We start from the raw sequence: 24,706 nt of genomic DNA on the forward strand, positions 1-24,706 counted from the left end.
GTCCGGCCACTCTGACCTAGCTTCGGATCCGTGCCGAACCTCCGTGACATCACGCAGTCGAATCGCGCGAGCTGGAACCAGATCCATCACGCCCGCCCCGGCGAACCCCCGGCGTTCTTCACCTCCGGCGGCTCGGCCCTCGACGCCGGGGAGATCGCCGCGGCCGGGGAGGTTGCGGGCCGGCGGGTGCTCCAGCTCGCCTGCTACTGCGGCGACCAGGCACTGTCCTGGGCGATGCTGGGCGTCGAGGTCACCGGCGTCGACATCTCCGAGGTCGCGGTCTCGATGGCCCGTGAGAAGGCTGCCGCCGTGGGTCTCGCGGTCGACTTCCGGCAGGCCGACATGCTCGACCTCCCAGCCGAGCTCACCGGCTTCGATCTCATCTACTTGAGCTGGGGCGCGATCTGCTGGGTCCCGGACCTGGCCGTCTTCGCGCAACTCGTCGCCGAGCGGCTGGCTCCTGGTGGGTCCGTCCTGCTGGCGGACCATCACCCGATCTGGGAGGTCCTCGCCGTCCGCGGGCCCAACCACCTGACCGTCACGGCCGACTACTTCGGCCGCTCGACGCCTCGCGCGACCATCGACAACGCGAAGCTCCCCACCGGCGCCCGCGACAACCCGGCCGCCCCTGACTTCACCGCGTTCATCTGGCCGCCGAGCGACATCATCACCAGCCTCTTGTCCGCCGGCCTCCACCTCGCGGAGTTCCGCGAGGCCCCCGCCGCCGACATGTACCCCGAGCTTGGTCCCGCGGCGGGTGACCTCCCCGCGACCTACCTCATCAAAGCCACTCGCAATGTTTCACATGAAACATCGCCGCGAGTCACCAAGTAGTTTTGTCGACAAATCCCAGGTGTTGCCCTCGGCGCTGACCCCGGAATTCCTCTGTGAGCGAGATCCTCGGAGCCCTAGCCGTTCTGCTTGTTGGGGTCCATCAGGGTGACGATGCGCTCGAGGTCGTCCAGGGACGCGAACTCGACGGTGATCTTGCCCTTGGTCTTGCCGAGGTCCACCTTGACGCGGGTCTCGAAGCGGTCGGAAAGCCTGTCGGCCAGGTCGACCAGGCGTGGCGCTACCGGCTTGTTGCGTCGGCGCTGGGCCGGCGTCGGGTCGTCGCCATTCATGTCGCCCAGGGCAACGATCTCCTCGACGGTGCGGACCGAGAGGCCCTCGGCGACGATGCGCTGAGCGACCCGCTCGATGGCGTCTCCGCTGGGGAGGCCCAGGAGTGCACGGGCGTGCCCGGCGGACAGGACGCCGGCGGCGACGCGACGCTGGACGGACGCCGGGAGCTTCAGCAGCCGAAGCGTGTTGGAGATCTGCGGCCTCGAACGACCGATCCGCGTGGCGAGGACCTCTTGCGTGCAGCCGAAGTCGTCGAGCATCTGCTGGTACGCCGCCGCCTCTTCGAGCGGGTTCAGCTGACTGCGGTGCAGGTTCTCCAGCAGCGCGTCGCGGAGCATCACGTCGTCCTGGGTGTCCCGGACGATCGCGGGGATCGTGGTCAGGCCGGCCTGCTGGGTCGCCCGCCAGCGGCGCTCCCCCATCACCAGCTCGTACGTGTCCGCGGTCAGCCGGCGTACGACGATCGGCTGCAGCAGCCCGATCTCCTTCACCGAGTGGACCAGCTCCTCCATCGCCTCCTCGTCGAAGACGGTGCGCGGCTGCTTCGGGTTCGGGGTGATCTTGTCGACCTCGATCTCCGCGAACTCCGCCCCGGGGACGGCGGCCAGCTCCGGCTCGCTCGGCGGCGCGATCGGCGGCGCACCCGGAATCGAGTGGGACTTGCTGCCGAGCGTCGTCGTGCTACCGGGGGCGGGTGAACTGGGGATCAGCGCACCAAGTCCGCGTCCGAGTCGGGTGTTCATCGCGCTCCCTCGTGTTCGACAGCCTGCTGAGCTACTGCTGACCTACCGCACCTGCCACCGTCGGCCGCGGTCGCTCGTTTCACGTGAAACGGTGCCACAGCGATCAAGCGGATCAGGAGTTGTTCCGCATCGCGATCTCGCGGGACGCCTCGAGGTACGAGAGGGCTCCGGCGGATGCCGGGTCGTAGGCGAGCACGGTCTGGCCGTGGCTCGGTGCCTCCGAGATCCGCACCGACCGCGGTACGGCGGTCCGCAGCACGGCGTCGCGGAAATGACCACGGACCTCGGCCGCGACCTCACCGGCCAACTTGGTACGGGCGTCGTACATGGTGAGCAGGATGGTGGAGACATCGAGCCCGGGGTTCAGGTGCGACTTCACCATGTCGATGTGCCGGAGGAGCTGGGACAGACCCTCGAGCGCGTAGTACTCGCTCTGGATCGGGACCAGGACCTCGCGGGCGGCGGTCAGCGCGTTCACCGTCAGGAGGCCGAGGGACGGCGGGCAGTCGATGAAGACGTAGTCGTACTTCTCGCCCGCGGCCTCGGTCTCGGCCAAGTGCGCGTCGAGCGCTCGCTTCAGCCGGCTCTCCCGGGCCACGATGCTGACGAGTTCGATCTCGGCACCGGCCAGGTCGATCGTCGCCGGGACGACCATGATGCCGGGGTGCTCGGCGCACGGCTGGAGCAGTTTGCTCAGCGGCTCGTTCTCGATGACCGCCTCGTAGACACCCGGGGTGCCCTCCGAGTGGTCGATGCCGAGCGCGGTCGAGGCGTTCCCCTGCGGGTCGAGGTCGATCACCAGGATCCGTGCGCCGTACAGCGCGAGGCCGGCGGCGACGTTCACCGTCGTGGTGGTCTTGCCGACGCCGCCCTTCTGGTTGGCGACGACGAAGACTCGGGTCTCAGCGGGCAGCGGGAACTCGCGTCCCATAGTGCGTCCTTCATTCACCAGCAGGGTCCGTTCGGTGGCGGCGGCGATCGGAGTCTCGAGAAGTCGTCGCTGAAGCTCGTCCGACGTGGCCCGCGCGGCGATCTGTGCGGCAGTCATAGCGCCCATTCCGATAGGTGCGGGACTTGGCCCGAAGAGGATGTCAGTGGGGGTCGGGGCGGCTCTGCCCCCAGCTTCGTCCACAGGCCTCTGTGGACGAATTCCCGTGTGCGAGGGCAGTTTCATGCGGTCGTCATCCACAGGCGGTGGAGACTCGGAGAAGTCCGGTTCGGCGTCCACCAGTGACGCCGCCTCCGGTGCGGAACCATCATCTACCAACTCGCCCGTTTCACGTGAAACGGGCGCCGGACCGGCCGCGGAATCGGCGGCCGGAGCCGGCGACGCGAGTACGTCGAGACCCGCAGCGGCAGCCGCCCGCAACCCAGAGGTGTCGACCGGCACCCTGCGCTCGAGCGGCACGCGTGCGTCGAGTGGCTCCGGGAGCGAGATGGTCGTGGCCGGACTGGGAGAGGTGAGGACGGGAGTTGCGGGAGCCGGACGAGCGGAAGTCGGTGGGTCTTGGGTGATCAGACGGACCGTGGAGTCCGGATCGGAGGGCCAGCCGATGGCTTGGGATGTTCTCGGTTCACCGGTGCTCTTCTCGGGCCACCCGAGGGCACGACTCACCAACCCGCTCACCTCCCGCGTCTTCCGTGCCGGGATCCCCCTGCAGCACGTCCGGCCACAATACTCACGACAGTCGTCGGCTGGGCCAGTTCATCGACGCCGAGTTGGTGAATGTGCCACAGCTCGGCTCCGAGCGACGCGAGTTCCCGCTCGGACGAGTCCAGCTCCTCCTCGGCGGACGATCCCTTCATCGCCAGCATCAGCCCCCCTTCGACGCACAGTGGCAAACACCACCGGGCCAGTTTGCCCAAGGGAGCCACCGCCCGAGAAGTCACCACGTCGTACGACGCCCGCGGAAGTTCCTCGGCCCGTGCCCGGACCACGGTCGCGTTGTCGAGCGCGAGTACGTCGACCGCCTCTTCGAGGAAGGTGGTGCGCCGGAGCAAGGGCTCGACGAGCGCGACCTGGAGGTCCGGACGAACCAGCGCGAGCACGATCCCGGGCAGACCCGCGCCGGTGCCCACATCGGCTACCGACGACTCTTCCGGAATGAGGCGCTCGAGGACGGCACAGTTCAGCAGATGCCGATCCCACAACCGCGGAACCTCGCGCGGTCCGATCAGGCCGCGGAGCGTGCCCTCGGTCGCCAGCAACTCGGCATAGGCCGCAAGCCGAACCGCCGCCCGTGGAAACAGCTCTTCCACGAGCGGCGGCGGCGTTTCACGTGAAACGGAGTCGGTCACCGGTCGACCTGACCCCGGAATCGGCCGATGGTCATCGCATCACGACGGCTGGACAACGACGCGGCGACGGGGCTCCTCGCCCTCGGACTCACTCGTCAGGCCGGCGGCCGCGACAACGTCGTGCACCACCTTGCGCTCGAACGGCGTCATGGGGTCCAGGCGCACCGGAGTACCGGTGGCCTTCGCCTCCTCGACCGCCTTGCGACCGACCTCTTCCAGCTCGGCCTTGCGGTTCGCCCGGTAGTTCGACACATCGAGCATCAGCCGCGACCGCTCGCCGGTCTCGCGGTAGACCGCCAGCCGGGTCAACTCCTGCAGCGCCTCCAGGACCTTGCCGTTCTCGCCGACGAGGTTGTTCAGCTCCGCACCCACGATCGAGACCGCGGCCCGGTCGCCGTCGATGTCCATGTCGATGTCGCCGTCGAGATCGGCGATGTCGAGCAACTCCTCGAGGTAGTCGGCGGCGATGTCGCTCTCCGCCTCCAGTGCCTTCAGACGCTCGTCTGCCGTGCTATTCGTACCGGCGGACTGCTCCGCCGCCTCGTTGTTCTGCATGCCGTCGCTCACGGCCACTCCTTCACAATGTCGAGATCCGCCCCACGGGGACCCAGGTCGAACACAAGCAGGGAGGCAATCAGGGCGCGCCGATCAGCGCGAGCCACCGGACTTCTTCTGCGCCGCCTTCCGCTGCGCGGCCGACTTCGCCGCGGGCTGGCGCTTCGCGCCTGCACCCTTCTTGGCGGCCGGCTGCTTCTTGGCGGCACCGGCCTGAGTCTTCTTGGCCGCACCCTGCTGGGCGTTCGAGGACGTCTGCCCGTTACTCGCGGCCGCCTCGGTCTCGGACGGCGTCGCAGCGGTTCCGCCGCCGGCTGCGGGACCGCCCTTGCGGTCGCTGCGCGACTGCCGCTTCGGCTGCTGGCGCTGCGCCGGACGACGGTCCGTCAGAGTGTCCGTCGTGCCCTCGGCTCCGCCCAGGCCCTCCTCGGCCGGCCGGCCCGCGCGCAGGTTGTGCTCGCGCTTACGAGCCTCCATCGCGTCGTACGCCGGAGTGCCCGGGGCCGGGTTGCGGCGGATCACGTAGAACTGCTGGCCCATCGTCCACAGGTTCGAGACGAACCAGTAGATCAGCACACCGATCGGGAAGTTGAAGCCACCGATGAGGAAGAAGATCGGGAAGACGTACAGCATGATCTTCTGCATCTGCGCCGCCTGGCCGGTGAGGGCCTCCTTCGGCATGTTCTTGCGCATCAGCTGCAGCTGCGTGATGAACATCGTCGTGGTCATCAGAATGATGAGCACGATCGCGACGATCTTGACGTTGTTGGCGCCCGGGCCGCTCGCCTTCAGGAAGGTCTGCGAGATCTCCGCGCCGAAGATCTTGGCGTGCTGCAGCGACGACACGTACGGCTGCATGATCGCGCTGTGCGCCTTGCCGTTCGCCGCGTAGTCCAGCACCCGGAACAGGGCCAGGAAGATCGGCGACTGCAGCAGCAGCGGCAGACACGAGGAGAATGGGTTGGTCCCGGTCTCCTTGTACAGCTTCATCATTTCCTGACCGAGCTTCTCCCGGTCGTGGCCGTACTTCTTCTGCAGCTCCTTCATCTTGGGCTGCAGCAGCTGCATGTTCCGGCTGGAGCGAATCTGCCGGACGAACAGCGGGATCAGCAGGGTCCGGATCACGACGGTAAGGCCGGCGATGGACAGTGCCCAGGCCCAGCCGCCGTTCGGATCGAGCACCTGGCTCCACAGCCAGTGCCAGCCGACAAGCAGGGCCGACACGGCCCAGTACAGCGGCGTCATGACGGTGTTGAACAGGTCTACGATTCCGTCCCACACCGCGAGCCCGGGGATGGCCAGAAGAGTCACTCATGCACCTCGCTGCACAGGCCCGCCGTCAGCTGACGATCCGGGCTGGTTGGCGGAGACCGAGTCTCCGCGCTGGTCGACATCTTTGGGTGGAACGGGGTCGTAGCCTCCGGGGTTCCACGGGTGGCAGCGGGCGAGTCTTCTCGCCGCCAGCCAGCTACCGCGCACCGCACCGTGGCGCTCGACCGCCTCCAGGGCGTACGCCGAACAACTCGGGTAGAACCTGCACACCTGCCCGTACATCGGGCTGATGGTCAGCCGGTACAACTTCAGAAAACCGATGATCCCGCTTCGCACGGGATTGAACCGCATCATGGCGCCAACAACCGGCCGAGGGCGCCGTCGACGTCCGCCGCGAGTTCGTCGTACGACGCCGAGGCGGACGACGGGAGCGCACGGACGACGGTCAGGCTGCCGGCCGGCAGCTCCAGGAGCCGCGCGGCCAGGACAGCACGCAGACGGCGGTGGACCCGGTTCCGCAGAACCGCGTTGCCCACCGCCTTGTTCACCACGAATCCGACGCGAGCGGGCTCGGCCCCGGAGTTGTCCGCCCGGCCGTCCCGCACCAATAGGTGGAGCACCACCGCGCGCCGGCCCGCGCGCCGTCCGGACCGGACAGCGCGGCGAAAGTCGTCGGACCGGCGTAACCGGTTCGACGCGGGTAACACGAGGTGGTCACCGTCGAGAAGGTCGCTCAGGCCGCGAGGCGCTGACGACCCTTGCCACGGCGGGCAGCGATGATGGCGCGACCCGCACGGGTACGCATCCGAAGACGGAAGCCGTGCTTCTTGTGCCGGCGACGGTTGTTCGGCTGGAACGTCCGCTTGCTCACTGGAATGACTCCGGTTACTCGAGATCACAGAATTGTCGACAAATCCACTGATAGATCTGCCGCTGGTGCAGTCCTGCACACCGTCGGAGAACCAGAGAAGGGTCCCGCAGCGAGCGCAGCACGAAACGGCCGGCTCAACACCGACTGATCCACGGTACGTGGCCGCCTGTGGACAGGTCAAACCGGCCATCCCCATACTTTTCCACAGGCCTGTGGACAGAATAGTGGACGGCCGATCGGCGCAGTGGTCGTCACTGGTCCGGACCGGATCGCCACCGACAGCGATCACGCACCATGACTACGCTCCGGCGTCCACCCGACACGCCGGAGGTTGCCCCCAATTTCCTGTTCATAGCCTGTGGATGACGGCTTGAAGCAGCCAGTGTGAACTTGTTAGCGTCAGCCCCTCACACCAGAGGTCCCACACCCCGCGATTGGTAACCAACCTGCTCCACCCGTCGTTCACAACTGTGGACAACTGTGTGGACAATGAGGTGATCGGCTGCGGAAACCAGCTACCCGCGCTGAGCCGAACAGCATCACGACTCGCCGGCCGCACGGTGTCGGGTCGAATGGTCGCGCCACCCGGGTCCCCCCGGGGCGACGCCGGCCACCGTAGCGATGGATTCGGGGAGCAACGCGTGGTCGAGGACCATTCCGCCAGTGCGGAATTCACACCGGCGGAAGAGACACCGCCGCAGTACACAAGGCCCGATCACGCCGGAGCGCACCCCGGGAACGGGCAGGACCTCCGGCCGGACCCGGTCGCCGACTTCCGCACCGAGGTCGCGCCGACGGAGTTCCGGACCGAAGGCGTCTCCGCCGACTACCGGCCGGACTTCCGGACCGAGGTTCCCCGGACCGAGTTCCAGCGCGAGGCTCGCGCGGCCGAGACCGCCGTACCTCCGGCCGCATTTCGAGCCGAGCAGGCGCCCCGGACGAATCCACCTGATGAGCGGTCGCCGCGGATGGATCCGGCTGATCATCTGAGCCCTTCGCTGCCGATTCCGATGCCCGAGCCGCCGCAGTCCGGTTACCGGCCGGCGCCTCGCCCGGAGTACGACGGCTATCGCTACCGCTCCGACCTGGAGCGCGCTGCGACAGACTTCCCCACCGGCCCGGTGTCCGAGCCACCTCCTGGTACGGCGTACTTCGGTGCCGCACCGGTGATCGGCAACCTCGGATACCCCGAAACGAACAACGGCAATGCCTGGAGTGGTCAGCGATACGCCGCTGGGGGTACTGGCAGCGGCGACGTAGCGGCGCGAAACGAGGGTGATGCACGTGTGGACGGTGGAAGCGGAAGTCCTGAACCTCGAATGCCAGAAACCCGGATGCCAGAATCTCGGGTCCCGGAGGCACAGATCCCAGCAGCACCGGCCCCCGAGCAACGGCCGATTGATCAGCGCCCGATTGATCAGCGCCCGATTGATCAGCGCCCGGTTGACCAGCGGCCGATCGAGCAGCGCCCGGTCGACCAGCGCTCCGTTGATCAGCGGCCGGTCGAACAGCGCCCGGTCGAGCAACGGCCGCTTGAACAGCAGCCCGTTGAACAGCAGCCCGTTGAACAACGGCCAGTCGGGCAGCGGCCTGTTGACCAGCGGCCGGTCGAACCCCAGCTCCAGCCCCGGCCGGCTGAACCTCGACCGGAAGTGGCAGGACCGGTGATGGACCTCGGCGACGCCTGGACCCGGGTGCTCGCGGGCCTCCCGCCGAACCAGCGCGCCTGGCTGACGAACTCGCGACCGGTCACGCTGCACGAGAGCACCGCGATCGTGGCGGTGCCGGACGACTTCACCCGCGGCCAACTCGAGACCCGGCTGCGCCCGGATCTCGAGCGGATCCTCACCGAGAGCTTCGGTCGCGACATCCGGATCGCGGTCACCGTCGACCCGTCCCTCGACCCGGAACTGCGCGAACCACAGGCGCCACCGCCGCCCGTCGTACGCGAACCGCTGCGGACCGACGGAGCGTTCCAGCCGACGATCCAGTCCGCGCTGACCGACCCGGATCAGGGACCGCAGTTCGCTCCGCCGCGTCACGAGCAGCCTCAGCACTACGAACAGCCCGCACCGCAGCGGTACGACCAGCCAGGCCGGCCCGCCCACCCACCGCAGCAACAGCAGCCGTTCGGCTCAGTCGCGCCGCCGCCGAACGGATCGGCGCCGTCGTACCCGGCCACCGAGGCACAAGGTGAAGCTCGGCTGAATCCGAAGTACACCTTCGAGACCTTCGTCATCGGCAGCTCGAACCGGTTCGCGCACGCGGCCGCGGTCGCCGTCGCCGAGGCACCGGGCAAGGCGTACAACCCCCAGCTCATCTACGGCGACTCCGGTCTGGGCAAGACCCACCTGCTGCACGCGATCGGGCACTACGTCCGCAGCCTCTACACCGGGGCCCGGGTCCGGTACGTGTCCAGCGAAGAGTTCACCAACGACTTCATCAACGCGATCCGCGACGACAAGGCGTCCCAGTTCCAGCGCCGGTACCGCGATGTCGACGTACTCCTGATCGACGACATCCAATTCCTCGAGGGCAAGATCCAGACCCAGGAGGAGTTCTTCCACACCTTCAACACCCTGCACAACGCGAACAAGCAGATCGTGATCAGCTCCGACCGGGCGCCGAAACGCCTGGAGGCGCTGGAGGACCGGCTGCGGAACCGGTTCGAGTGGGGCCTGATCACCGACATCCAGCCGCCCGACCTCGAGACCCGGATCGCGATCCTGCGGAAGAAGGCGGCCACCGAGCGGCTGACCGCGCCGCCGGAGGTGCTGGAGTTCATCGCGTCGAAGGTGCAGACGAACATCCGTGAGCTCGAGGGCGCCCTGATCCGCGTCACCGCGTTCGCCAGCCTGAACCGGCAGCCGGTCGACCTGAGCCTGGCCGAGATCGTGCTGAAGGACCTGATCCCCGAAGGCAGCAAGCCCGAGGTGACGGCCTCCATGATCATGGGCCAGACCGCGTCGTACTTCGGCCTCTCGATCGACGACCTGTGCGGATCCAGCCGCAGCCGGGTGCTGGTCACCGCGCGCCAGATCGCCATGTATCTGTGCCGCGAGCTCACCGACCTGTCGCTACCGAAGATCGGCCAGCAGTTCGGCGGCCGCGACCACACCACGGTGATGCACGCCGAACGGAAGATCCGTCAACTGATGTCCGAACGGCGCAGTGTCTTCAACCAGGTCACTGAGCTGACCAACAGGATCAAGCACCAAGCGAAGCAGCAATGAGCCGGCCGGTGACCGCGTTCAGAATCCTGTACGCCGAGCGCTACAACGCGGTCACCGGAACCACACAGGGTGGGGATACACCTGTGGATAACTGTGGGTATCGCGGTGGATACTTCGGTCTGTGCTGTGGATTCGCTGTGGGGACAGAATCCGTCGTACCCAGGCGTCCTCAGACAGACCGAGCGTCGTCCACACGCCGTACACAGGCCGAATCGTGGTCTGACCTGCGAAGTCGGCGCTTTTCCACACTATCCACCGGTGCGAAGAACACTATGGAATCTGTAGAGAGATCCCAGTCCACAAAACGATGGTGCGGCCCAACCTGGGGAAAACTCCGGACTCGCATCGGTTTGACGTACCTGTCAGGCTGTCTTCAGAACCATCGGAACACCGTCTTCAGAACCCACTCGCACGACGCCGACGCGACCCGCCCGAAGCGCCACGTCAGGCCCGATTGGCGCAGAGCACACTTGTCCGTGGCAGGATCTGCCTGGCACACAGCCGAATCAGGAGGCACCCAGCGGTGAAGTTTCGCGTCGAGCGCGACGTACTGGCCGAGTCGGTGGCCTGGGCCGCGCGTAGCTTGCCCAGTCGTCCCAGCGTCCCGATCCTCGCCGGCCTTCTGGTCGAGGCCGAGGACGGGCAGATCACCTTGTCCGGCTTCGACTACGAGACCTCTGTGCGCGTCACCGTGCCCGCACAGGTGGCCGACTCCGGTAAGTGCCTGATCTCCGGTCGGCTCGCCGCCGACATCTCGAAGAGCCTCCCGAACCAGCCGGTGGACTTCGCCATCGACGGCGCCAAGGCGCAGGTCACCTGTGGCAGTTCGCGGTTCACGCTCCAAACGCTTCCCACAGAGGAATATCCGGCGTTGCCGGAGCTTCCGGCCGCGAGCGGAACGGTCAAGGCCGACGTTTTCGCCCAGGCTGTCTCCCAGGTGGTCACCGCCGCCGGGCGTGAGGACACGCTGCCGGTGCTGACCGGTGTCCGGGTCGAGATCGAGGGCACCACGATCTCGCTGCTCGCCACCGACCGCTACCGGCTCGCGATCCGTGAGCTCGAGTGGAACCCGCAGTCGCCCGACGCGTCCGCGGCCGCGCTGGTGCCGGCCCGGGTCCTGTCCGAGACAGCGAAGGCGATGACCGGATCGGACGTGATCGTCTCGCTGGCCGCGCCCGGCACCGGCGACGGCATCGTCGGCTTCGAGGGCGAAGTGTCCGGCGGCAACCGGCGCGCCACCACCCGGCTGCTCGACGGCGAGTTCCCCAAGGTCCGCGGCATCATCCCGACCGACGCCGCGATCGCGACCCGGGTCCGGATCGACACCGCGACCCTGGTCGAGGCGGTCAAGCGCGTCGCCCTGGTCGCCGAGCGGAACGCACCGGTCCGGCTGACGTTCGCCGAAGACAGCGTGACGCTGGACGCCGGCAGCGGTGACGAGGCCCAGGCCTCGGAGTCGATCGAGGCCCGGGTCGCCGGTGATCCGGTGACCGTAGGCTTCAACCCGACGTACCTTCTCGACGGCTTGAACGCGATCGGCACGCCGGTCGCACACCTGGCCTTCACGCAGGCGACCAAGCCGGCCGAGCTGACCGGTGTGCGGGACTTCGACGGCGAACCGATCACCGAGTTCCGGTACGTACTGATGCCGGTCCGCCTGAACAGCTGAACGCCAACAGAACAAGGGGATTCACGATGGAGCTCGGCCTTGTCGGTCTCGGCAAGATGGGCGGCAACATGCGCCAGCGGATCCGCAACGCCGGCCACACCGTGGTCGGGCTGGATCACAACCAGGACATCTCCGATTCCAAGGACCTGGCCGACATGGTCGGCAAGCTCACCGCCACCGACCAGCCGAAGGTGGTCTGGATCATGGTGCCGGTGCAGGCCATCGACCCGGTCGTGACCGAGCTGGCCGAGCTGCTCGCTCCCGGCGACATCGTCATTGACGGCGGCAACAGCCGCTGGACCGACGACACCCGGCGGGCCGCGCAGCTCGCCGAGAAGGACATCAAGTTCGTCGACTGCGGTGTCTCCGGCGGCGTCTGGGGCCTGGAGAACGGCTACGCGCTGATGTGCGGCGGCGACAAGGACACCGTCGAGACCGTGATGCCGATCTTCACCGCGCTCAAGCCCGAGGGTGAGTTCGGTTTCGTGCACGCCGGCAAGGTCGGCGCCGGGCATTTCTCGAAGATGGTCCACAACGGCATCGAGTACGGGATCATGCAGGCGTATGCCGAGGGTTACGAGCTGCTCGAGGCCTCGGATGTCGTCGAGAACGTGCCGGAGGCCTTCGAGTCCTGGCGTGAGGGCACCGTCATCCGGTCCTGGCTGCTCGACCTGCTGGTTGCCTCGCTGAAGGACGACAACCACCTCGCCAAGATCCGTGGGTACGCCGACGACTCCGGTGAGGGCCGCTGGACCGTCGAGGCCGCGATCGACCACGCCGTACCGATGCCGGCCATCTCGGCCGCGCTGTTCGCCCGGTTCGCGTCCCGGCAGGAGGACTCGCCGGCGATGAAGGCGATCGCCGCGATGCGGAACCAGTTCGGCGGGCACGCGGTGAAGGGTGCGGAGGCCGCGGATCCGTCGTACGCGACACCCCCGATCAAGCACTGAGGTGTACGTCACCGCCCTGGGTCTGGTCGACTTCCGGTCCTACCCACAGGCGGAGGTCGAGCTCGCTCCGGGCGTGACGGCCTTCGTCGGCCCGAACGGCCAGGGCAAGACCAACCTGGTCGAGGCGATCCACTACACCGCGACGCTCGGCTCGCACCGGGTGGCGAACGACGCCCCGCTGGTGCGCGCCGGTGCCACCCGCGCGATCGTGCGGACCGAGATCCGCAGCCAGTACGACCGCGACGTGGTCGTCGAGCTGGAAATCAATCCTGGGAGGGCAAATCGGGCCCGGGTGAACCGTTCGCCGGTGCCACGACCCCGGGAAGTGCTCGGCCTGCTCCGGACGGTGCTGTTCGCGCCGGAGGATCTGGCCCTGGTGAAAGGCGATCCGTCCGAGCGGCGTCGGTTCCTGGACGAGCTGCTGACACTGCGGTCGCCGCGGATGGCCGGCGTACGGCAGGACTACGACCGGGTGCTGAAGCAGCGGAACTCGTTGCTCCGCAGCGCCTCGATGGCCCGCCGGCAGAACCGGTCGGGCGCGGCCGAAGGACAGTTGCGCACGCTTGAGGTCTGGGATTCGCACCTGGCACGGTCGGGTTCGGAGTTGCTTGCCACCCGGCTGGAGTTGCTGGAATCCCTGCGCCCCTTGGTCTCCGGCTCGTACGACGCTGTTGCCCGAGGCAAGGGTGATGCGCGGCTCGAGTACAAGTCGTCGGTGCCGCTCGAACCGGGCGTGGTCTCGCGGGAGCAGTTGGCCGAGGTGCTGATGCAGGCGGTCCGGGACAAACGCCAGGACGAGCTCGACCGGGGTGTGTCGCTGGTCGGTCCGCATCGCGACGACGTCGTACTGGGGCTTGGGGACTTGCCTGCGAAGGGGTACGCGAGTCACGGTGAGTCTTGGTCGTTCGCGCTCGCGCTGCGGCTGGCGTCGTACGAACTGCTCAGAGCGGACGGGGGTGAGCCGGTGCTGATCCTCGATGACGTGTTCGCCGAGCTCGACACGCAGCGCCGGGACCGGCTGGCCGAGCTGGTCGCGCCGGCTGAGCAGGTGCTGGTGACCGCGGCGGTCGGCGCGGACGTGCCCGCTGAGCTCAGCGGAGCCAGGTTCGACGTCGGTGACGGGGCCGTTCAACGTGCCTGAACCCCGGAATTCCTCTGAGAGCGGCTTCGAGAGCGAGGCCGCTCCGGAGTTGCCGGAGGAGGTCGAGCACGACAAGCAGGGACTGGACCTGGCGAAGTCGCTCGCCGGGCGACTGAAGCAGCAGGCGGCCAGCGGCGGCATCAAGCCGGTCAAGCGGCGACGGCGACCGCGCATCGACGGCGCGCAGATCAGCAGCGCCCGCCCCGACGACCGCGATCCCCAGAAACTCACGAACACCCTCGGCCGGCTGATGCGCGACCAGGGCTGGGAGGTCGACGTCGCCGTCCACGGCGTGATGGCGCGCTGGCCGTCGATCGTCGGCCCCGAGATGGCCGAGCACTGCAAGCCCGAGTCCTACGACGACACCGTGCTCACCATCCGCACCTCCTCCACCGCCTGGGCCACCCAACTCAAACTCCTCGCCCCCGACCTGGTCCGCCGCCTCAACGCCGAACTAGGCGAAGGCACCGTCACCCGCGTCAACGTCCAAGGCCCCCACACCCCCAGCTGGCGCAAAGGCCCCCGAACAATCCGAGGCGGCCGAGGCCCCCGAGACACCTACGGCTGACCGGTAACAGCACGAAGCTCCCGCCGTCGGACGAGTTCTGCGCTCAGGACCTCTTCTCGCAGTGGGGAGACCGGCGGAGCACCGCGAATAGCGGTCGGCAGACGCGGAGACGTCGCCCTCAGATGCCCTAGGATCGGGCGCGATGCGCACGATCGTCGATGGATTTCGCCAGATGGTCCACCTGATCGGAGACACCTTCCGGTTATGGTGGCGGAACCTGCTGCCCATGACGATGTGGTGGGTGGCCGGGTTCGTCGGCCTGACCGTGTGCATCAACGGCGCGATCTGGCTTGCCGCGCACGCGCACTCGAGTCTCGGCACCGGCCTGTTCGCGGTCGGCGTACTGCTGCAGATCACCGCCGCGGTCGGCATGATCCGCACCTGTGCGATGTCGCTCTACCGCTGGCGGGACGCGGCGAGCAGCGAGACCGAGGAGACCGCCGACCCGACCGAGCGCGGCTTGCTGGAGTTGCTCGCGGTCACGCTGCTGCCGCTGGTCGCGGTGTGGTCGGCGTGGGGATTCTTCGACGACCAGGTCAGTCGCCTGAGTGCCACCTACCTGGTGCAGAACGGAACCCAGCCCGGTTCGGCGTTCTTCCACGTGGGCATCCACGAGTGGCACAAGTATCTGCCGGCCCTCGTCATCCTGCTGGTCGTGCGCCGGCTGCTCCAGGCGGTCGACGACCGCTGGCCGAGCCGGCCGGTCAAGCTCGCCCAGGTCTGGGCCGAGTCCTTCTTCATCCTGCTCACCGTCATCTGCACGCCGTACGCCATCGCCGAAGCCAAGGTCTGGTTCAAGGAACGCAGCTTCTGGTACTGGTCGCTCGACTGGTGGGACGGCGTGAAGGACTTCTTCGCGGGAATCAAGATCCCGCTGCCGGCAGGCATCGAGTTCCTGTGGGGCTTCTTCTGGGAATCGCTCTGGCCGTTGTTCAAGCTCGGCGTCGCGGAGCCCTTGACCTGGCTGGCGATCACCACGGTCGTGTTCGGCCACCGCGTGCTGTCCAGTGGTGGTGTCTTCAAGGGCACCAGGCTGGAGCGCCGGCTCGGCGGGAAACTCGCGTCGGAGGAGGAACCGGCTCAGAACCGGTTCGTGGCTCTGACCTACAAGGCTCCCGACCTCGTCCTCGGCGGACTGCGGGAGAAGTTCTACCCGGCGCTGAACGCGTTCCGTCTGCTGGTGCGGGTCGGCCCGGTGTTCCTCGGCGTGGTCTGCATGGTCTACACGCTCTGGCTGCTCGGTGACGACTGGGGATTCGTCCTGATCCAGCGGCTGCTCGGCATCCACGGCCAGTACTGGGGCCTGATGAACCACGAGATCGCGGGCTTCGTCCGGGATCTGATCTTCGAGCCGCTGCGGATCGCACTGCTCGCAGCCGCGTTCGATCTCTGCATCTCGGTCGGGACGCAGCGCCGGGCCGAGGTCGCCGCGGCTGCGCAGGCGAAGGCCGAGGCTGCTGAGCAGCCGGTGCCGGCCACCGTCTGATCGTCGTCCGATCCGCTGGTACGGCGGTGTCGTACCAGCGACCGTGTCACGGCGTGATCAGGAAGCGGTTGCGCTCGTCGAGGTTCTCCACGACGACGCCGGTCAGGTGCGGTACCGCGGACTCCGGCACGATGTAGATCTGCGCGATCGTGCCCGGCTTGTCGAGCTTGAATGGGTGGTCGTCGTCGCTGCAGGAGGTCGGCAGTTCGAAGCCGTACGCCCCCTGGCTCTGCCAGGTGTTGCCCCGGTCGTCGCGCAGGACCGCCGAACAGCTGAACCCACCGTCTTTCAGGAAGATCCCCTGGTGCGGCGTCACGGTCAGCGTGGCCAGCATGATCACGGATCCGGCTGGCTGGTCCATGCTGATCTTCTCGCCCTCGTCGTCGACGAGCATGGTGTACGCCTGCAGTTTGTCCAGCTTCCACTCGACGTTCCCGATCGTCACCGGGCCGCCGCTGTTCACGACCTGGTTGATCCGGCCCTCGGTGTACAGCCGCTCGTCGTCGTCCAGGTAGCTCCGCAGCATGACGAACAGCCCGGTCGCCAGCAGTGCCACGAGCAACGAGATCTGCGCGGTCAGCCGGGTCGCCCGGCCCGCGATCCTCATGACGCCACCCGGGTGACCGGCCGCGGTACGACGTACTGCGGGACTGCTCCGTCGACCATCCGCTGGGCGATCGCATCGGTCGGGATGCCCAGATCGACCTCGACATTGGTGTTGTAGACGTTGAACAGCATCATCGGCCGCAGTTTCAGGGTCAGGTTCTTCATGTCGCTCGGGTTGACCTCGAACACCATCGCGCCGGTCCGGGCGAAGCCCGCGTCGGGGAAGTCGAAGCTGCTGCCGGTCACGCCCTCGATCGGCGTGTACACAGTGCCGCCGTCGGCGGTCAGGGTGGGGATGATGTTGTCCGGCTTCTGCACGCCGCGGACGGTGTCCCACTCGATCGCGACGTACACGCCGTTGGTCTCCAGCGGCTTGTCGTCATCACTTGCTCCGCTGTCGAGCACGGACTGCGCGAACGCGATCCGGGTGACCTCCACCGTCGACCCACTGCCGGTGTAGTTGAGCGGCTGGCCGATCGTGCCGTGCACGATCTTGATGTTCTGCTCGTCGTACACCTGGTCCGGTGTGGCCAGGCGGGTCAGGCCGCCGAGCAGGACGAACAGGACGCCGACCAGGATCGTGGCGGGTCGGTAGAGCTTCACTATTTCTCCCCGCTGGCCACGGTGACCGTCGGCTTGAGTTGGACCACGGCTTCCGGGCTCGGGTTGTGCCAGTACGGATCTTCATTCGCGCCGAGCAGGCCGTTGTCGGACTCGTAGTGCTCACCGAGTACGCCGATCTCCACCAGGTCGGCAGCGAAGTCGGCCGGTACGTCGAACTTGGTGAAGCAACTCTCCGGCGGCAGTCCGTAGACCACCACCCAGTTCAGCTCTCCACGGCAGTCGGCGCCGTTCGACTCGATGGTGTCCTTGCCACCGCCCGGGACCAGGACGAGGAGCTTGCCGGGCAGGCTGTCCGAGGTCTGTTCCTCGGTGTCGATGTTCTTCAGGTCGAAGTAGACGCGGAGCTCGGCCTTGGCCTCGGTGTACTTGTCCTTCGGGGTGCGGACGATCTCGGCCTTGCTGAAGCTGAACTCCCACTTGCCGGCCGACACCGTCGTCGCGGTGCCGACCTTCGTCGCTTCGTCCACAGTGGTGACGAGGTTGGTCAGCGTCGGGACCGTGCGGCCTTCCTTTTCTTTCCAGCCGCCGGTGAAGAAGATGACCACGGCGAGGACGACGACGAGGGCGATGGCGATCAGCCATTTGCGACGGTGCCGGTGGATCACCCGGTCGGCGATCATGGCGTCGATGACGTCGTCGAGACTTTCCACGGCAGCGATCCTAGAGGCCTGTGGGTGCGCGGCGGGCACCCTTGTCCGTCGCGGTCTGAGTGGTCTGGACCGGTCGGCCCGGTCTCGGTCTCCAGACCGTCAGTGGCGAACTGCCCGGAGGCCACTGAGCGCCCGTGAGCGCTTTCTGGCCCCCCGTCCGTGAGTGGGGACATGGCGAGGAGGGAGAAAAGACGCCCTGTCCACAGTTTCGGGCGCCTGATGGCCGGTTCTGCTTCGGTCGACAGGTAAGATGGACCGTGTAGGACGAGCCGCACCTCTATTACCACTGTAGGGGGCGGCTCCCACTGTGCAGCGATGCCTCGCGAACGCGGGGTCCGAGGAGGACAACAGCCGGTGACCGACGAGCCGACCGAGATCGACGCCAACCAGTCCGCCGACCCCATCGGCACCGCCGCACCCAACACCCAGGAGCTCCCCGCGCTGCTCGACGCGATCCCGTCGAACGTTGTCGAGCGTGAGTACGACGCGAGTGCGATCCAGGTCCTGGAGGGTCTGGACGCGGTCCGGAAGCGACCGGGCATGTACATCGGGTCCACCGGTGAGCGTGGTCTGCACCACCTCGTCACCGAGGTGGTCGACAACGCCGTCGACGAGGCGATGGCCGGGTTCGGCGACCGCATCGTCGTCACCCTGCTGCCCGACGGCGCGGTCAGGGTCGAGGACAACGGCCGCGGTATCCCGGTCGACATCGTCGAGTCCGAGGGCAAGCCGGCCGTCACCGTCGTCCTGACGGTCCTGCACGCCGGCGGCAAGTTCGGCGGCGGCGGGTACAAGGTGTCCGGCGGTCTGCACGGCGTCGGTGTGTCCGTGGTGAACGCACTGTCCACCAAGCTCCGCGTCGACGTGAAGTTGAAGGGCAAGCTGTACACGCAGTCCTTCACCCACGGCGTCCCGGACGCCGAGCTCGCCGAGATCGGTACGTCGGAGTCGAACGGGACCACCGTCACGTTCTGGGCGGACCCGGACGTCTTCGAGACCACGACGTACTCCTACGAGACGCTGGTCACCCGGTTCCGCGAGATGGCCTTCCTGAACAAGGGCCTGGAGATCGTGATCCGGGACGAGCGTCCGGACCACACCGAGGACGGCCACCCGGTCGAGCAGTCCTTCCGGGCCGACAACGGCCTGGTCGACTACGTGAAGTACCTGACCGGGATCCGCGAGACCGTGCACCGCGACGTGATCTCGTTCGAGGCGGCGCAGACCCAGGGCGAGAACAGCATGAGCCTCGAGGTCGCGATGCAGTGGAGCGGCTCGTTCCAGGAGTCGGTGCACACCTTCGCGAACGCGATCAACACCCACGAGGGCGGTACTCACGAGGAAGGCTTCCGGGCCGCGCTCACCTCATTGGTCAACTCGTTCGGCGAGGACCAGGGCATGATCAAGAAGAAGGAGGACAGGCTCACCGGTGACGACATCCGGGAGGGCCTGACCGCGATCATCTCGGTCAAGCTCGCCGAGCCGCAGTTCGAGGGCCAGACGAAGACCAAGCTCGGCAACACCGAGGTGAAGGGCTTCGTCCAGCGGCTCGTGAACGACAGGCTCGGCGCCTGGTTCGAGCAGAACCCGGCGGAAGGCCGCGAGATCATCCGCAAGGCGACCGCGGCGGCGAGCGCCCGGATCGCGGCCCGCAAGGCGCGCGACCTGGCCCGCAACCGCAAGGGCCTGCTGGGCGGCGGCGGCCTACCGGGCAAGCTGGCCGACTGCCAGTCGACCAACCCGGAGGAGTGCGAGGTCTACATCGTCGAGGGTGACTCGGCGGGTGGCTCCGCGAAGGGCGGCCGGGACCCGAAGTTCCAGGCCATCCTGCCGATCCGCGGCAAGATCCTGAACGTCGAGAAGGCCCGGATCGACAAGGTCCTGCAGAACAACGAGGTCCAGGCGATCATCTCCGCGCTCGGCACCGGCATCCACGAGGACTTCGACGAGGACAAGCTCCGGTACCACAAGATCGTGATCATGGCCGACGCCGACGTCGACGGCCAGCACATCCGGACCCTGCTGCTGACGCTGCTGTTCCGGTTCATGCGGCCGCTCATCGAGCGCGGTCACGTGTACGCCGCGCAGCCGCCGCTGTACAAGATCCGCTGGAGCAACCAGCCGGACGAGCTGGCCTACACCGACCGGGAGCGGGACGGTCTGCTCGAGGCCGGCCACGAGGCGGGCAAGAAGCTGCCCAAGGAGAACCCGATCCAGCGCTACAAGGGTCTGGGCGAGATGAACGCGAACGAGCTGTGGGACACCACGATGGACCCGGCCAACCGGGTGCTGCTGCAGATCACCCTGGACGACGCGATCCGCGCCGACGAGACGTTCCAGACGCTGATGGGCGACGACATCGAGGCGCGGCGCAGCTTCATCCAGCGCAACGCCAGGGACGTCCGCTTCCTCGACATCTGACGGATCCGCGGTCCTTCGGGACCGCGGTTCCTCGCGCCACTCACCGACGTACTGATTCGAACGGGACGAGCTTTTCATGACCGAGACCCCCACGACTCCGGGCCACGACCGGGTCGAGCCCTTGGACCTGCAGACCGAGATGCAGCAGTCGTATCTCGACTATGCGATGGCGGTCATCGTCGGCCGCGCGCTGCCCGAGGTCCGCGACGGCCTCAAACCGGTGCACCGCCGCATCCTCTACGCGATGTACGACGGTGGCTATCGGCCGGACCGTGGCTTCAACAAATGCTCCCGCGTCGTCGGTGACGTCATGGGTCAGTACCACCCGCACGGCGACTCGGCGATCTACGACACCCTGGTCCGGCTGGCGCAGCCGTGGGTGATGCGGGCACCGCTGATCCAGGGCCAGGGCAACTTCGGTTCGCCGGGTAACGACCCGGCCGCCGCGATGCGGTACACCGAGTGCCGGATGGCGCCGCTGGCGATGGAGATGGTCCGCGACATCGACCAGGACACGGTCGACTTCCGGCCCAACTACGACGGCAAGTCGCAGGAGCCGGTGATCCTGCCGGCCCGCTTCCCGAACCTGCTGGTGAACGGCTCGTCGGGGATCGCGGTCGGCATGGCGACGAACATCCCGCCGCACAACCTGCGCGAGGTTGCCGCAGCGGTCGACTGGGCGCTGGAGAACCCGGATGCGACCCCGGAGGAGCTGCTCGACGCCTGCCTGCAGTACATCAAGGGCCCGGACTTCCCGAATGGTGCACTGATCGTCGGATACAAGGGCATCGACGACGCCTACCGCACCGGTCGTGGCTCGGTCACGATGCGCGCGGTCGTCGACATCGAGGAAGACGCCAAGGGTCGGACCAGCCTGGTCGTCACCGAGCTGCCGTACATGGTCAACCCGGACAACCTGGCGTTGAAGATCGCCGAACTGGTGAACACCGGCAAGATGAGCGGGATCGCCGACATCCGTGACGACAGCTCGTCCCGGACCGGGCAGCGGCTCGTCATCGTGCTGAAGCGGGACGCTCAGCCGCGCGTCGTACTGAACAACCTGTACAAGCACACGCAGCTGCAGGACACCTTTGGCTGCAACATGCTCGCGCTCGTCGACGGCGTACCGCGCACCCTCAGCGTGAACCTGTTCATCAGCCACTGGATCGACCACCAGATCGAGGTCATCCAGCGACGGACCCGCTTCCGCCTGCGCGAGGCGGAGAAGAACGCGCACATCTACCGCGGCTACGTGAAGGCGCTGGACGCCCTCGACGAGGTGATCGCGCTGATCCGGCGCAGCCCGGACGTGGACGAGGCGCGCACCGGCCTGATCCAGCTGCTGGAGATCGACGAGATCCAGGCCCAGGCCATTCTCGACATGCAGCTGCGCCGGCTGGCCGCCCTCGAACGGCAGAAGATCATCGAGCGGTTGCAGGAGCTCGAGGCGATCATCGCCGACCTCGAGGACATCCTGGCCAGCCCGGAGCGGCAGCGGACGATCGTCAAGGACGAGCTCGCCGAGATCGTGGACAAGTACGGTAACGAGCGTCGTACCGAGATCATCGCGGCCGACGGCGACCTGTCCGTGCAGGACCTGGTGCCGGACGAGGACGTCGTCGTCACCATCACCCGCGGTGGGTACGCGAAGCGGACCAAGACCGACCTGTACCGGACGCAGAACCGGGGCGGCAAGGGTGTCCGCGGCGCCCAGTTGCGGGCCGAGGACGAGATCAACCACTTCTTCGCCACCACGAACCACCACTGGATGCTCTTCTTCACCACCAAGGGCCGGGTGTACCGGGCCAAGGTGTGGCAGCTGCCCGAATCGGCGCGCGACGCGAAGGGCTCGCACGTCGCCGGCCTGCTGTCGTTCCAGCCGGACGAGGAGATCGCGCAGGTCCTGACGCTGCGCGACTACGAGCAGTCCGACTACCTGGTGCTCGCGACCAAGCGGGGCCTGGTCAAGAAGACGGCGCTGACCGACTACGACTCGGCCCGGCAGAGCGGCATCATCGCGGTCAACTTCCGCGAGGAGGACGACGAGCTGATCGGCGCCGACCTGGCCACCGCCGAGGACGACCTGCTGCTGGTGTCCCGCAAGGGCCAGTCGATCCGCTTCACCGCGAACGACGAGCAACTCCGGCCGATGGGTCGCGCGACCTCGGGTGTCACCGGGATGAAGTTCCGCTCGGGCGACGAGTTGCTGTCGATGTCGGTGATCCGGGCCGGCGCGGACGAGGACTCGCAGTTCGTCTTCACGGTGACCGACGCCGGGTACGCCAAGCGTTCGCGGGTCTCGGAGTACCGGCAGCAGGGCCGCGGCGGTCTCGGGATCAAGGCCGTGAAGCTGAACGACGAGCGTGGTTCGCTGGTCGGCGCGATCATCGTGGTCGACGAGGACCAGGTGCTGGCGATCAAGGCGAGCGGCCAGGTGGTCCGCAGCCGGGTGGACAGCGTTCCGGTCAAGGGTCGCGACACGATGGGTGTCCGGTTCGCCGGGGTCGGCGAGTCCGACGCGGTGGTCGCGATCGCGCGGAACACCGATCTGACCCTGAACGGGGAGGAATCAGAGGACGCCGAAGCGGGTACAGCTCCGGAAAGTGTTCAGGATGTGGACGGATCGACAACCGAATCCACCCCTGAGAGCGTCCAGAATGATGACCAGCGTTCGACGGACGGGGACGGCGCGGCTACCGTCGAAGACGACGAAGCCGGCCAGGAGGGGTAACTGATGACCAACCGCGCGAGGCCGACATGGCCCGAAGGTGCGGCGGACAGCTCCAAGAGCCAGCGGACATCGCAGGGCGGGAAGCAGTCCACCGGACCGGCCGGTCCGGCTTCCAACGGTCGTTCCGGCGCCGCCCCCAGCGGCAACGGCCAGCAGAGGACCGGCGCTGCTCCGAACGGCCAGCGGCCGTCGGAGTTCCGCCCACAGCCGCGACCGGCCGCCGCAGGCGGGCCAGGTCAGGCCGGCGCCCCTGTGCGCCCGCAGCAGCAGCCAGGGCCCAGTACGCCGGGTCGCCAGGAACCGTGGTCACCCACCCACACGCCGGTCCCGCAGGCGTCGAGCGCTCCGTCGGCAGCGTCGTACGGGCTGACCGGGAAGACCGAGGCCAAGACCGAGTCGTTCGGTGACCGGGTGAGTGCGGCGCGTCAGGCGGTGCTCGACAAGGCTGCCTCGGTGAAGGCCGACAAGGCGGACAAGACCGAGAGCCGGGTCGCCGTGAGGGCCGAGAAGGAACCGAAGACTTCGAGCAGGCACCAAACCCGCAAGGCGCGGCTGCGGATGTCCCGAATCGACCCGTGGTCGGTGATGAAGACGGCGTTCCTGCTGTCGATCGCCTTCGGGATCGTGACCTGGGTCGCGGTGTTCATCATCTGGTCCGCGATTGGTGCGGCCGGGGTGTTCGACAACATCAACAGCACCGTCCAAGAGGTGCTCGGTACGCCGACCGCCGAGCCGTTCCGGATCGAGAACTACATCAACACCGGCAAGGTGATGGGCTTCACGACACTGCTGGCGTGCGCGGATGTGCTGATCATCACCGCGCTGGCGACGCTCGGATCCTTCCTCTACAACATCGCCGCCACGCTGCTCGGCGGCCTGGAAGTCACGCTGGCGGCGGAGGACTGATGCCGACCGGCCGGGCCGCGGGTGGGTCCGGCCGGAACCGGTTTGGGAGACGGGCACTTGGTGCGGTAATCTCTCCCGGGTTCGACCCCGCACTGCGGGCCTATAGCTCAGACGGTTAGAGCGCTGCCCTGATAAGGCAGAGGTCACTGGTTCAAGTCCAGTTAGGCCCACCATCACTTTGCGAAACCCTGATCCGAGGAGTTCCAGTGCTGAGAAAGATCCTGCTGGTGCTGCTGGCCGGCATCGGTGGATACTTCGCCTACAAGAAGACCCAGCAGTCCCGCGCCGAGAAGGACCTCTGGGCCGAGGCCGTCGACCCGGTCGCCCCGGGCCGCTGACGACCACCCCGTCACGGGGGCGTAGCTCAACTGGCAGAGCACTGCCTTTGCAAGGCAGGGGTTAGGGGTTCAAGTCCCCTCGTCTCCACCAATCTCGGAGCCGGCTCCCTCGGGAGACCGGCTTTTCCTGCAACCGTGGTCGACCCACTCGGCCGGCTACGCGCGCTCCTGTCGTCGCGTGCTACGCCGGCCGCTCCCACCCACCCTTCCTGTGCGCGCTACCGCGCGCGTCCAGGCTCCTTCCTCGCCAGGAATCGACTCCCCGGTGGTTGCCGCCGGCCCGCAGGTCGTCAATCCAACCTGGTCATGCGTGTCGGCCAGCGTGGAAGCGCGGACCCGCCTCGAGCCGTGCACCGTGACCGCGCCCCAGGGCGCGAAAGCGAACCGACCAGACTGTTCGCCACCAGCTCCGCGCGGCTCAATCCCACCCGAGGGTGACCAGACGGGCGTGAGGTGGAATGTCGATCTGCTGTAGCGGGGATGCACCGTTCCACCAGGCGTCCCATGGTTCGTCTGGAC

General features: G+C 67.5%; 21 protein-coding genes, 2 tRNA genes and 1 pseudogene. 13 read left to right on the forward strand and 11 right to left on the reverse strand.

All coding sequences use genetic code 11. From position 1 onward, the window contains the following. The first annotated feature begins 30 nt into the window (after positions 1–30). The gene (locus AB0E63_RS09050; RefSeq protein WP_360363431.1) at positions 31–834 is read left to right on the forward strand and encodes a class I SAM-dependent methyltransferase; all 804 of its coding nucleotides are present in this window, start codon (positions 31–33) and stop codon (positions 832–834) included. Between the two features lie 74 nt (positions 835–908). Here AB0E63_RS09050 and AB0E63_RS09055 read toward each other — a convergent pair whose 3' ends face one another. The 8 genes and pseudogenes from AB0E63_RS09055 to rpmH all read right to left on the reverse strand — a co-directional run bounded on the left by AB0E63_RS09055 (position 909) and on the right by rpmH (position 6,864). Then, positions 909–1,868, reverse strand: a complete 960-nt coding sequence (locus AB0E63_RS09055; RefSeq protein ID WP_360363433.1) for a ParB/RepB/Spo0J family partition protein — start codon at positions 1,866–1,868, stop codon at positions 909–911. 112 nt (positions 1,869–1,980) lie between these two features. Further along, positions 1,981–2,916 (reverse strand): AAA family ATPase, encoded by a 936-nt coding sequence (locus AB0E63_RS09060; protein WP_360363435.1) that lies wholly within the window; start codon positions 2,914–2,916, stop codon positions 1,981–1,983. Between the two features lie 575 nt (positions 2,917–3,491). After that, positions 3,492–4,166 carry a 16S rRNA (guanine(527)-N(7))-methyltransferase RsmG gene (gene rsmG / locus AB0E63_RS09065; protein WP_360363437.1) on the reverse strand — a complete coding sequence of 225 codons (675 nt, stop codon included), beginning with the start codon at positions 4,164–4,166 and terminating at the stop codon, positions 3,492–3,494. 39 nt (positions 4,167–4,205) lie between these two features. Further along, positions 4,206–4,721, reverse strand: a complete 516-nt coding sequence (locus AB0E63_RS09070; RefSeq protein ID WP_360363606.1) for a R3H domain-containing nucleic acid-binding protein — start codon at positions 4,719–4,721, stop codon at positions 4,206–4,208. 327 nt (positions 4,722–5,048) lie between these two features. Further along, positions 5,049–6,023: pseudogene (gene yidC, locus AB0E63_RS09075) on the reverse strand (membrane protein insertase YidC); the annotation flags it as partial. 9 nt (positions 6,024–6,032) lie between these two features. Beyond that, a complete protein-coding gene (gene yidD / locus AB0E63_RS09080) occupies positions 6,033–6,344 on the reverse strand; it encodes a membrane protein insertion efficiency factor YidD (RefSeq protein WP_360363608.1) in 312 nt (103 codons plus the stop codon). After that, complete coding sequence (rnpA, locus tag AB0E63_RS09085; RefSeq protein WP_360363439.1) at positions 6,344–6,700, reverse strand: ribonuclease P protein component; 357 nt, start codon at positions 6,698–6,700, stop codon at positions 6,344–6,346. The genes yidD and rnpA overlap by 1 nt, the downstream gene beginning before the upstream one ends. Before the next feature lie 26 nt (positions 6,701–6,726). Beyond that, positions 6,727–6,864, reverse strand: a complete 138-nt coding sequence (gene rpmH, locus AB0E63_RS09090; RefSeq protein WP_130386492.1) for a 50S ribosomal protein L34 — start codon at positions 6,862–6,864, stop codon at positions 6,727–6,729. A 1,667-nt stretch (positions 6,865–8,531) separates the two neighbouring features. On the opposite strand from rpmH, the gene dnaA reads away from it, so the two are divergent. The 6 genes from dnaA to AB0E63_RS09120 all read left to right on the forward strand — a co-directional run bounded on the left by dnaA (position 8,532) and on the right by AB0E63_RS09120 (position 15,911). Continuing rightward, the gene (dnaA, locus tag AB0E63_RS09095) at positions 8,532–10,097 is read left to right on the forward strand and encodes a chromosomal replication initiator protein DnaA (RefSeq protein ID WP_360363610.1); all 1,566 of its coding nucleotides are present in this window, start codon (positions 8,532–8,534) and stop codon (positions 10,095–10,097) included. 523 nt (positions 10,098–10,620) lie between these two features. Next, on the forward strand, positions 10,621–11,766 hold the full coding sequence (dnaN, locus tag AB0E63_RS09100) for a DNA polymerase III subunit beta (protein WP_360363441.1): 1,146 nt from the start codon (positions 10,621–10,623) through the stop codon (positions 11,764–11,766). Between the two features lie 26 nt (positions 11,767–11,792). Beyond that, positions 11,793–12,716, forward strand: a complete 924-nt coding sequence (gene gnd, locus AB0E63_RS09105) for a phosphogluconate dehydrogenase (NAD(+)-dependent, decarboxylating) (protein ID WP_360363443.1) — start codon at positions 11,793–11,795, stop codon at positions 12,714–12,716. Position 12,717: 1 nt separating this feature from the next. After that, positions 12,718–13,857 (forward strand): DNA replication/repair protein RecF, encoded by a 1,140-nt coding sequence (recF, locus tag AB0E63_RS09110; RefSeq protein WP_360363444.1) that lies wholly within the window; start codon positions 12,718–12,720, stop codon positions 13,855–13,857. Next, on the forward strand, positions 13,832–14,425 hold the full coding sequence (locus AB0E63_RS09115; protein WP_360363446.1) for a DciA family protein: 594 nt from the start codon (positions 13,832–13,834) through the stop codon (positions 14,423–14,425). The genes recF and AB0E63_RS09115 overlap by 26 nt, the downstream gene beginning before the upstream one ends. A 142-nt stretch (positions 14,426–14,567) precedes the next feature. Then, positions 14,568–15,911 (forward strand): hypothetical protein, encoded by a 1,344-nt coding sequence (locus AB0E63_RS09120; protein ID WP_360363448.1) that lies wholly within the window; start codon positions 14,568–14,570, stop codon positions 15,909–15,911. Positions 15,912–15,957: 46 nt separating this feature from the next. On the opposite strand, the gene AB0E63_RS09125 is transcribed toward AB0E63_RS09120, so the two are convergent. The 3 genes from AB0E63_RS09125 to AB0E63_RS09135 are packed head-to-tail and all read right to left on the reverse strand — an operon-like array spanning position 15,958 to position 17,791. Further along, on the reverse strand, positions 15,958–16,518 hold the full coding sequence (locus AB0E63_RS09125) for a hypothetical protein (protein ID WP_360363450.1): 561 nt from the start codon (positions 16,516–16,518) through the stop codon (positions 15,958–15,960). Continuing rightward, positions 16,515–17,120, reverse strand: a complete 606-nt coding sequence (locus AB0E63_RS09130; RefSeq protein ID WP_360363452.1) for a hypothetical protein — start codon at positions 17,118–17,120, stop codon at positions 16,515–16,517. Before AB0E63_RS09130 ends, AB0E63_RS09125 begins: the two co-directional genes overlap by 4 nt. After that, a complete protein-coding gene (locus AB0E63_RS09135) occupies positions 17,120–17,791 on the reverse strand; it encodes a hypothetical protein (protein WP_360363454.1) in 672 nt (223 codons plus the stop codon). The genes AB0E63_RS09130 and AB0E63_RS09135 overlap by 1 nt, the downstream gene beginning before the upstream one ends. Before the next feature lie 354 nt (positions 17,792–18,145). Here AB0E63_RS09135 and gyrB point away from each other — a divergent pair, with 354 nt between their 5' ends. The 6 genes from gyrB (at position 18,146) to AB0E63_RS09165 (ending at position 24,278) form a co-directional block, all read left to right on the forward strand. Further along, on the forward strand, positions 18,146–20,212 hold the full coding sequence (gene gyrB, locus AB0E63_RS09140) for a DNA topoisomerase (ATP-hydrolyzing) subunit B (RefSeq protein ID WP_360363456.1): 2,067 nt from the start codon (positions 18,146–18,148) through the stop codon (positions 20,210–20,212). 76 nt (positions 20,213–20,288) lie between these two features. Next, complete coding sequence (gene gyrA, locus AB0E63_RS09145; protein WP_360363458.1) at positions 20,289–22,943, forward strand: DNA gyrase subunit A; 2,655 nt, start codon at positions 20,289–20,291, stop codon at positions 22,941–22,943. A gap of 3 nt (positions 22,944–22,946) precedes the next feature. Next, positions 22,947–23,849, forward strand: coding sequence for a DUF3566 domain-containing protein (locus AB0E63_RS09150; protein ID WP_360363460.1), 903 nt, complete (start codon positions 22,947–22,949; stop codon positions 23,847–23,849). Positions 23,850–23,945: 96 nt separating this feature from the next. Beyond that, a tRNA-Ile gene (locus tag AB0E63_RS09155) sits at positions 23,946–24,022 on the forward strand. A 36-nt stretch (positions 24,023–24,058) separates the two neighbouring features. Next, the gene (locus tag AB0E63_RS09160; RefSeq protein ID WP_360363612.1) at positions 24,059–24,187 is read left to right on the forward strand and encodes a DLW-39 family protein; all 129 of its coding nucleotides are present in this window, start codon (positions 24,059–24,061) and stop codon (positions 24,185–24,187) included. Positions 24,188–24,202: 15 nt separating this feature from the next. After that, positions 24,203–24,278: transfer RNA gene (locus tag AB0E63_RS09165), tRNA-Ala, on the forward strand. Positions 24,279–24,706: the final 428 nt, after the last annotated feature.

It is taken from the genome of Kribbella sp. NPDC026596, from assembly GCF_040638415.1.
Taxonomy (GTDB): Bacteria; Actinomycetota; Actinomycetes; order Propionibacteriales; family Kribbellaceae; genus Kribbella.

Bases quoted from the DNA above. Each gene is read 5' to 3' on its own strand.
- AB0E63_RS09120 (WP_360363448.1), top strand. From the start codon at position 14,568: ATGCGCACGATCGTCGATGGATTTCGCCAGATGGTCCACCTGATCGGA.
- AB0E63_RS09070 (WP_360363606.1), bottom strand. From the start codon at position 4,721: ATGCAGAACAACGAGGCGGCGGAGCAGTCCGCCGGTACGAATAGCACG.
- gyrA (WP_360363458.1), top strand. From the start codon at position 20,289: ATGACCGAGACCCCCACGACTCCGGGCCACGACCGGGTCGAGCCCTTG.
- dnaA (WP_360363610.1), top strand. From the start codon at position 8,532: ATGGACCTCGGCGACGCCTGGACCCGGGTGCTCGCGGGCCTCCCGCCG.
- AB0E63_RS09150 (WP_360363460.1), top strand. From the start codon at position 22,947: ATGACCAACCGCGCGAGGCCGACATGGCCCGAAGGTGCGGCGGACAGC.
- AB0E63_RS09055 (WP_360363433.1), bottom strand. From the start codon at position 1,868: ATGAACACCCGACTCGGACGCGGACTTGGTGCGCTGATCCCCAGTTCA.
- AB0E63_RS09125 (WP_360363450.1), bottom strand. From the start codon at position 16,518: ATGAGGATCGCGGGCCGGGCGACCCGGCTGACCGCGCAGATCTCGTTG.
- gnd (WP_360363443.1), top strand. From the start codon at position 11,793: ATGGAGCTCGGCCTTGTCGGTCTCGGCAAGATGGGCGGCAACATGCGC.
- yidD (WP_360363608.1), bottom strand. From the start codon at position 6,344: ATGCGGTTCAATCCCGTGCGAAGCGGGATCATCGGTTTTCTGAAGTTG.
- AB0E63_RS09060 (WP_360363435.1), bottom strand. From the start codon at position 2,916: ATGACTGCCGCACAGATCGCCGCGCGGGCCACGTCGGACGAGCTTCAG.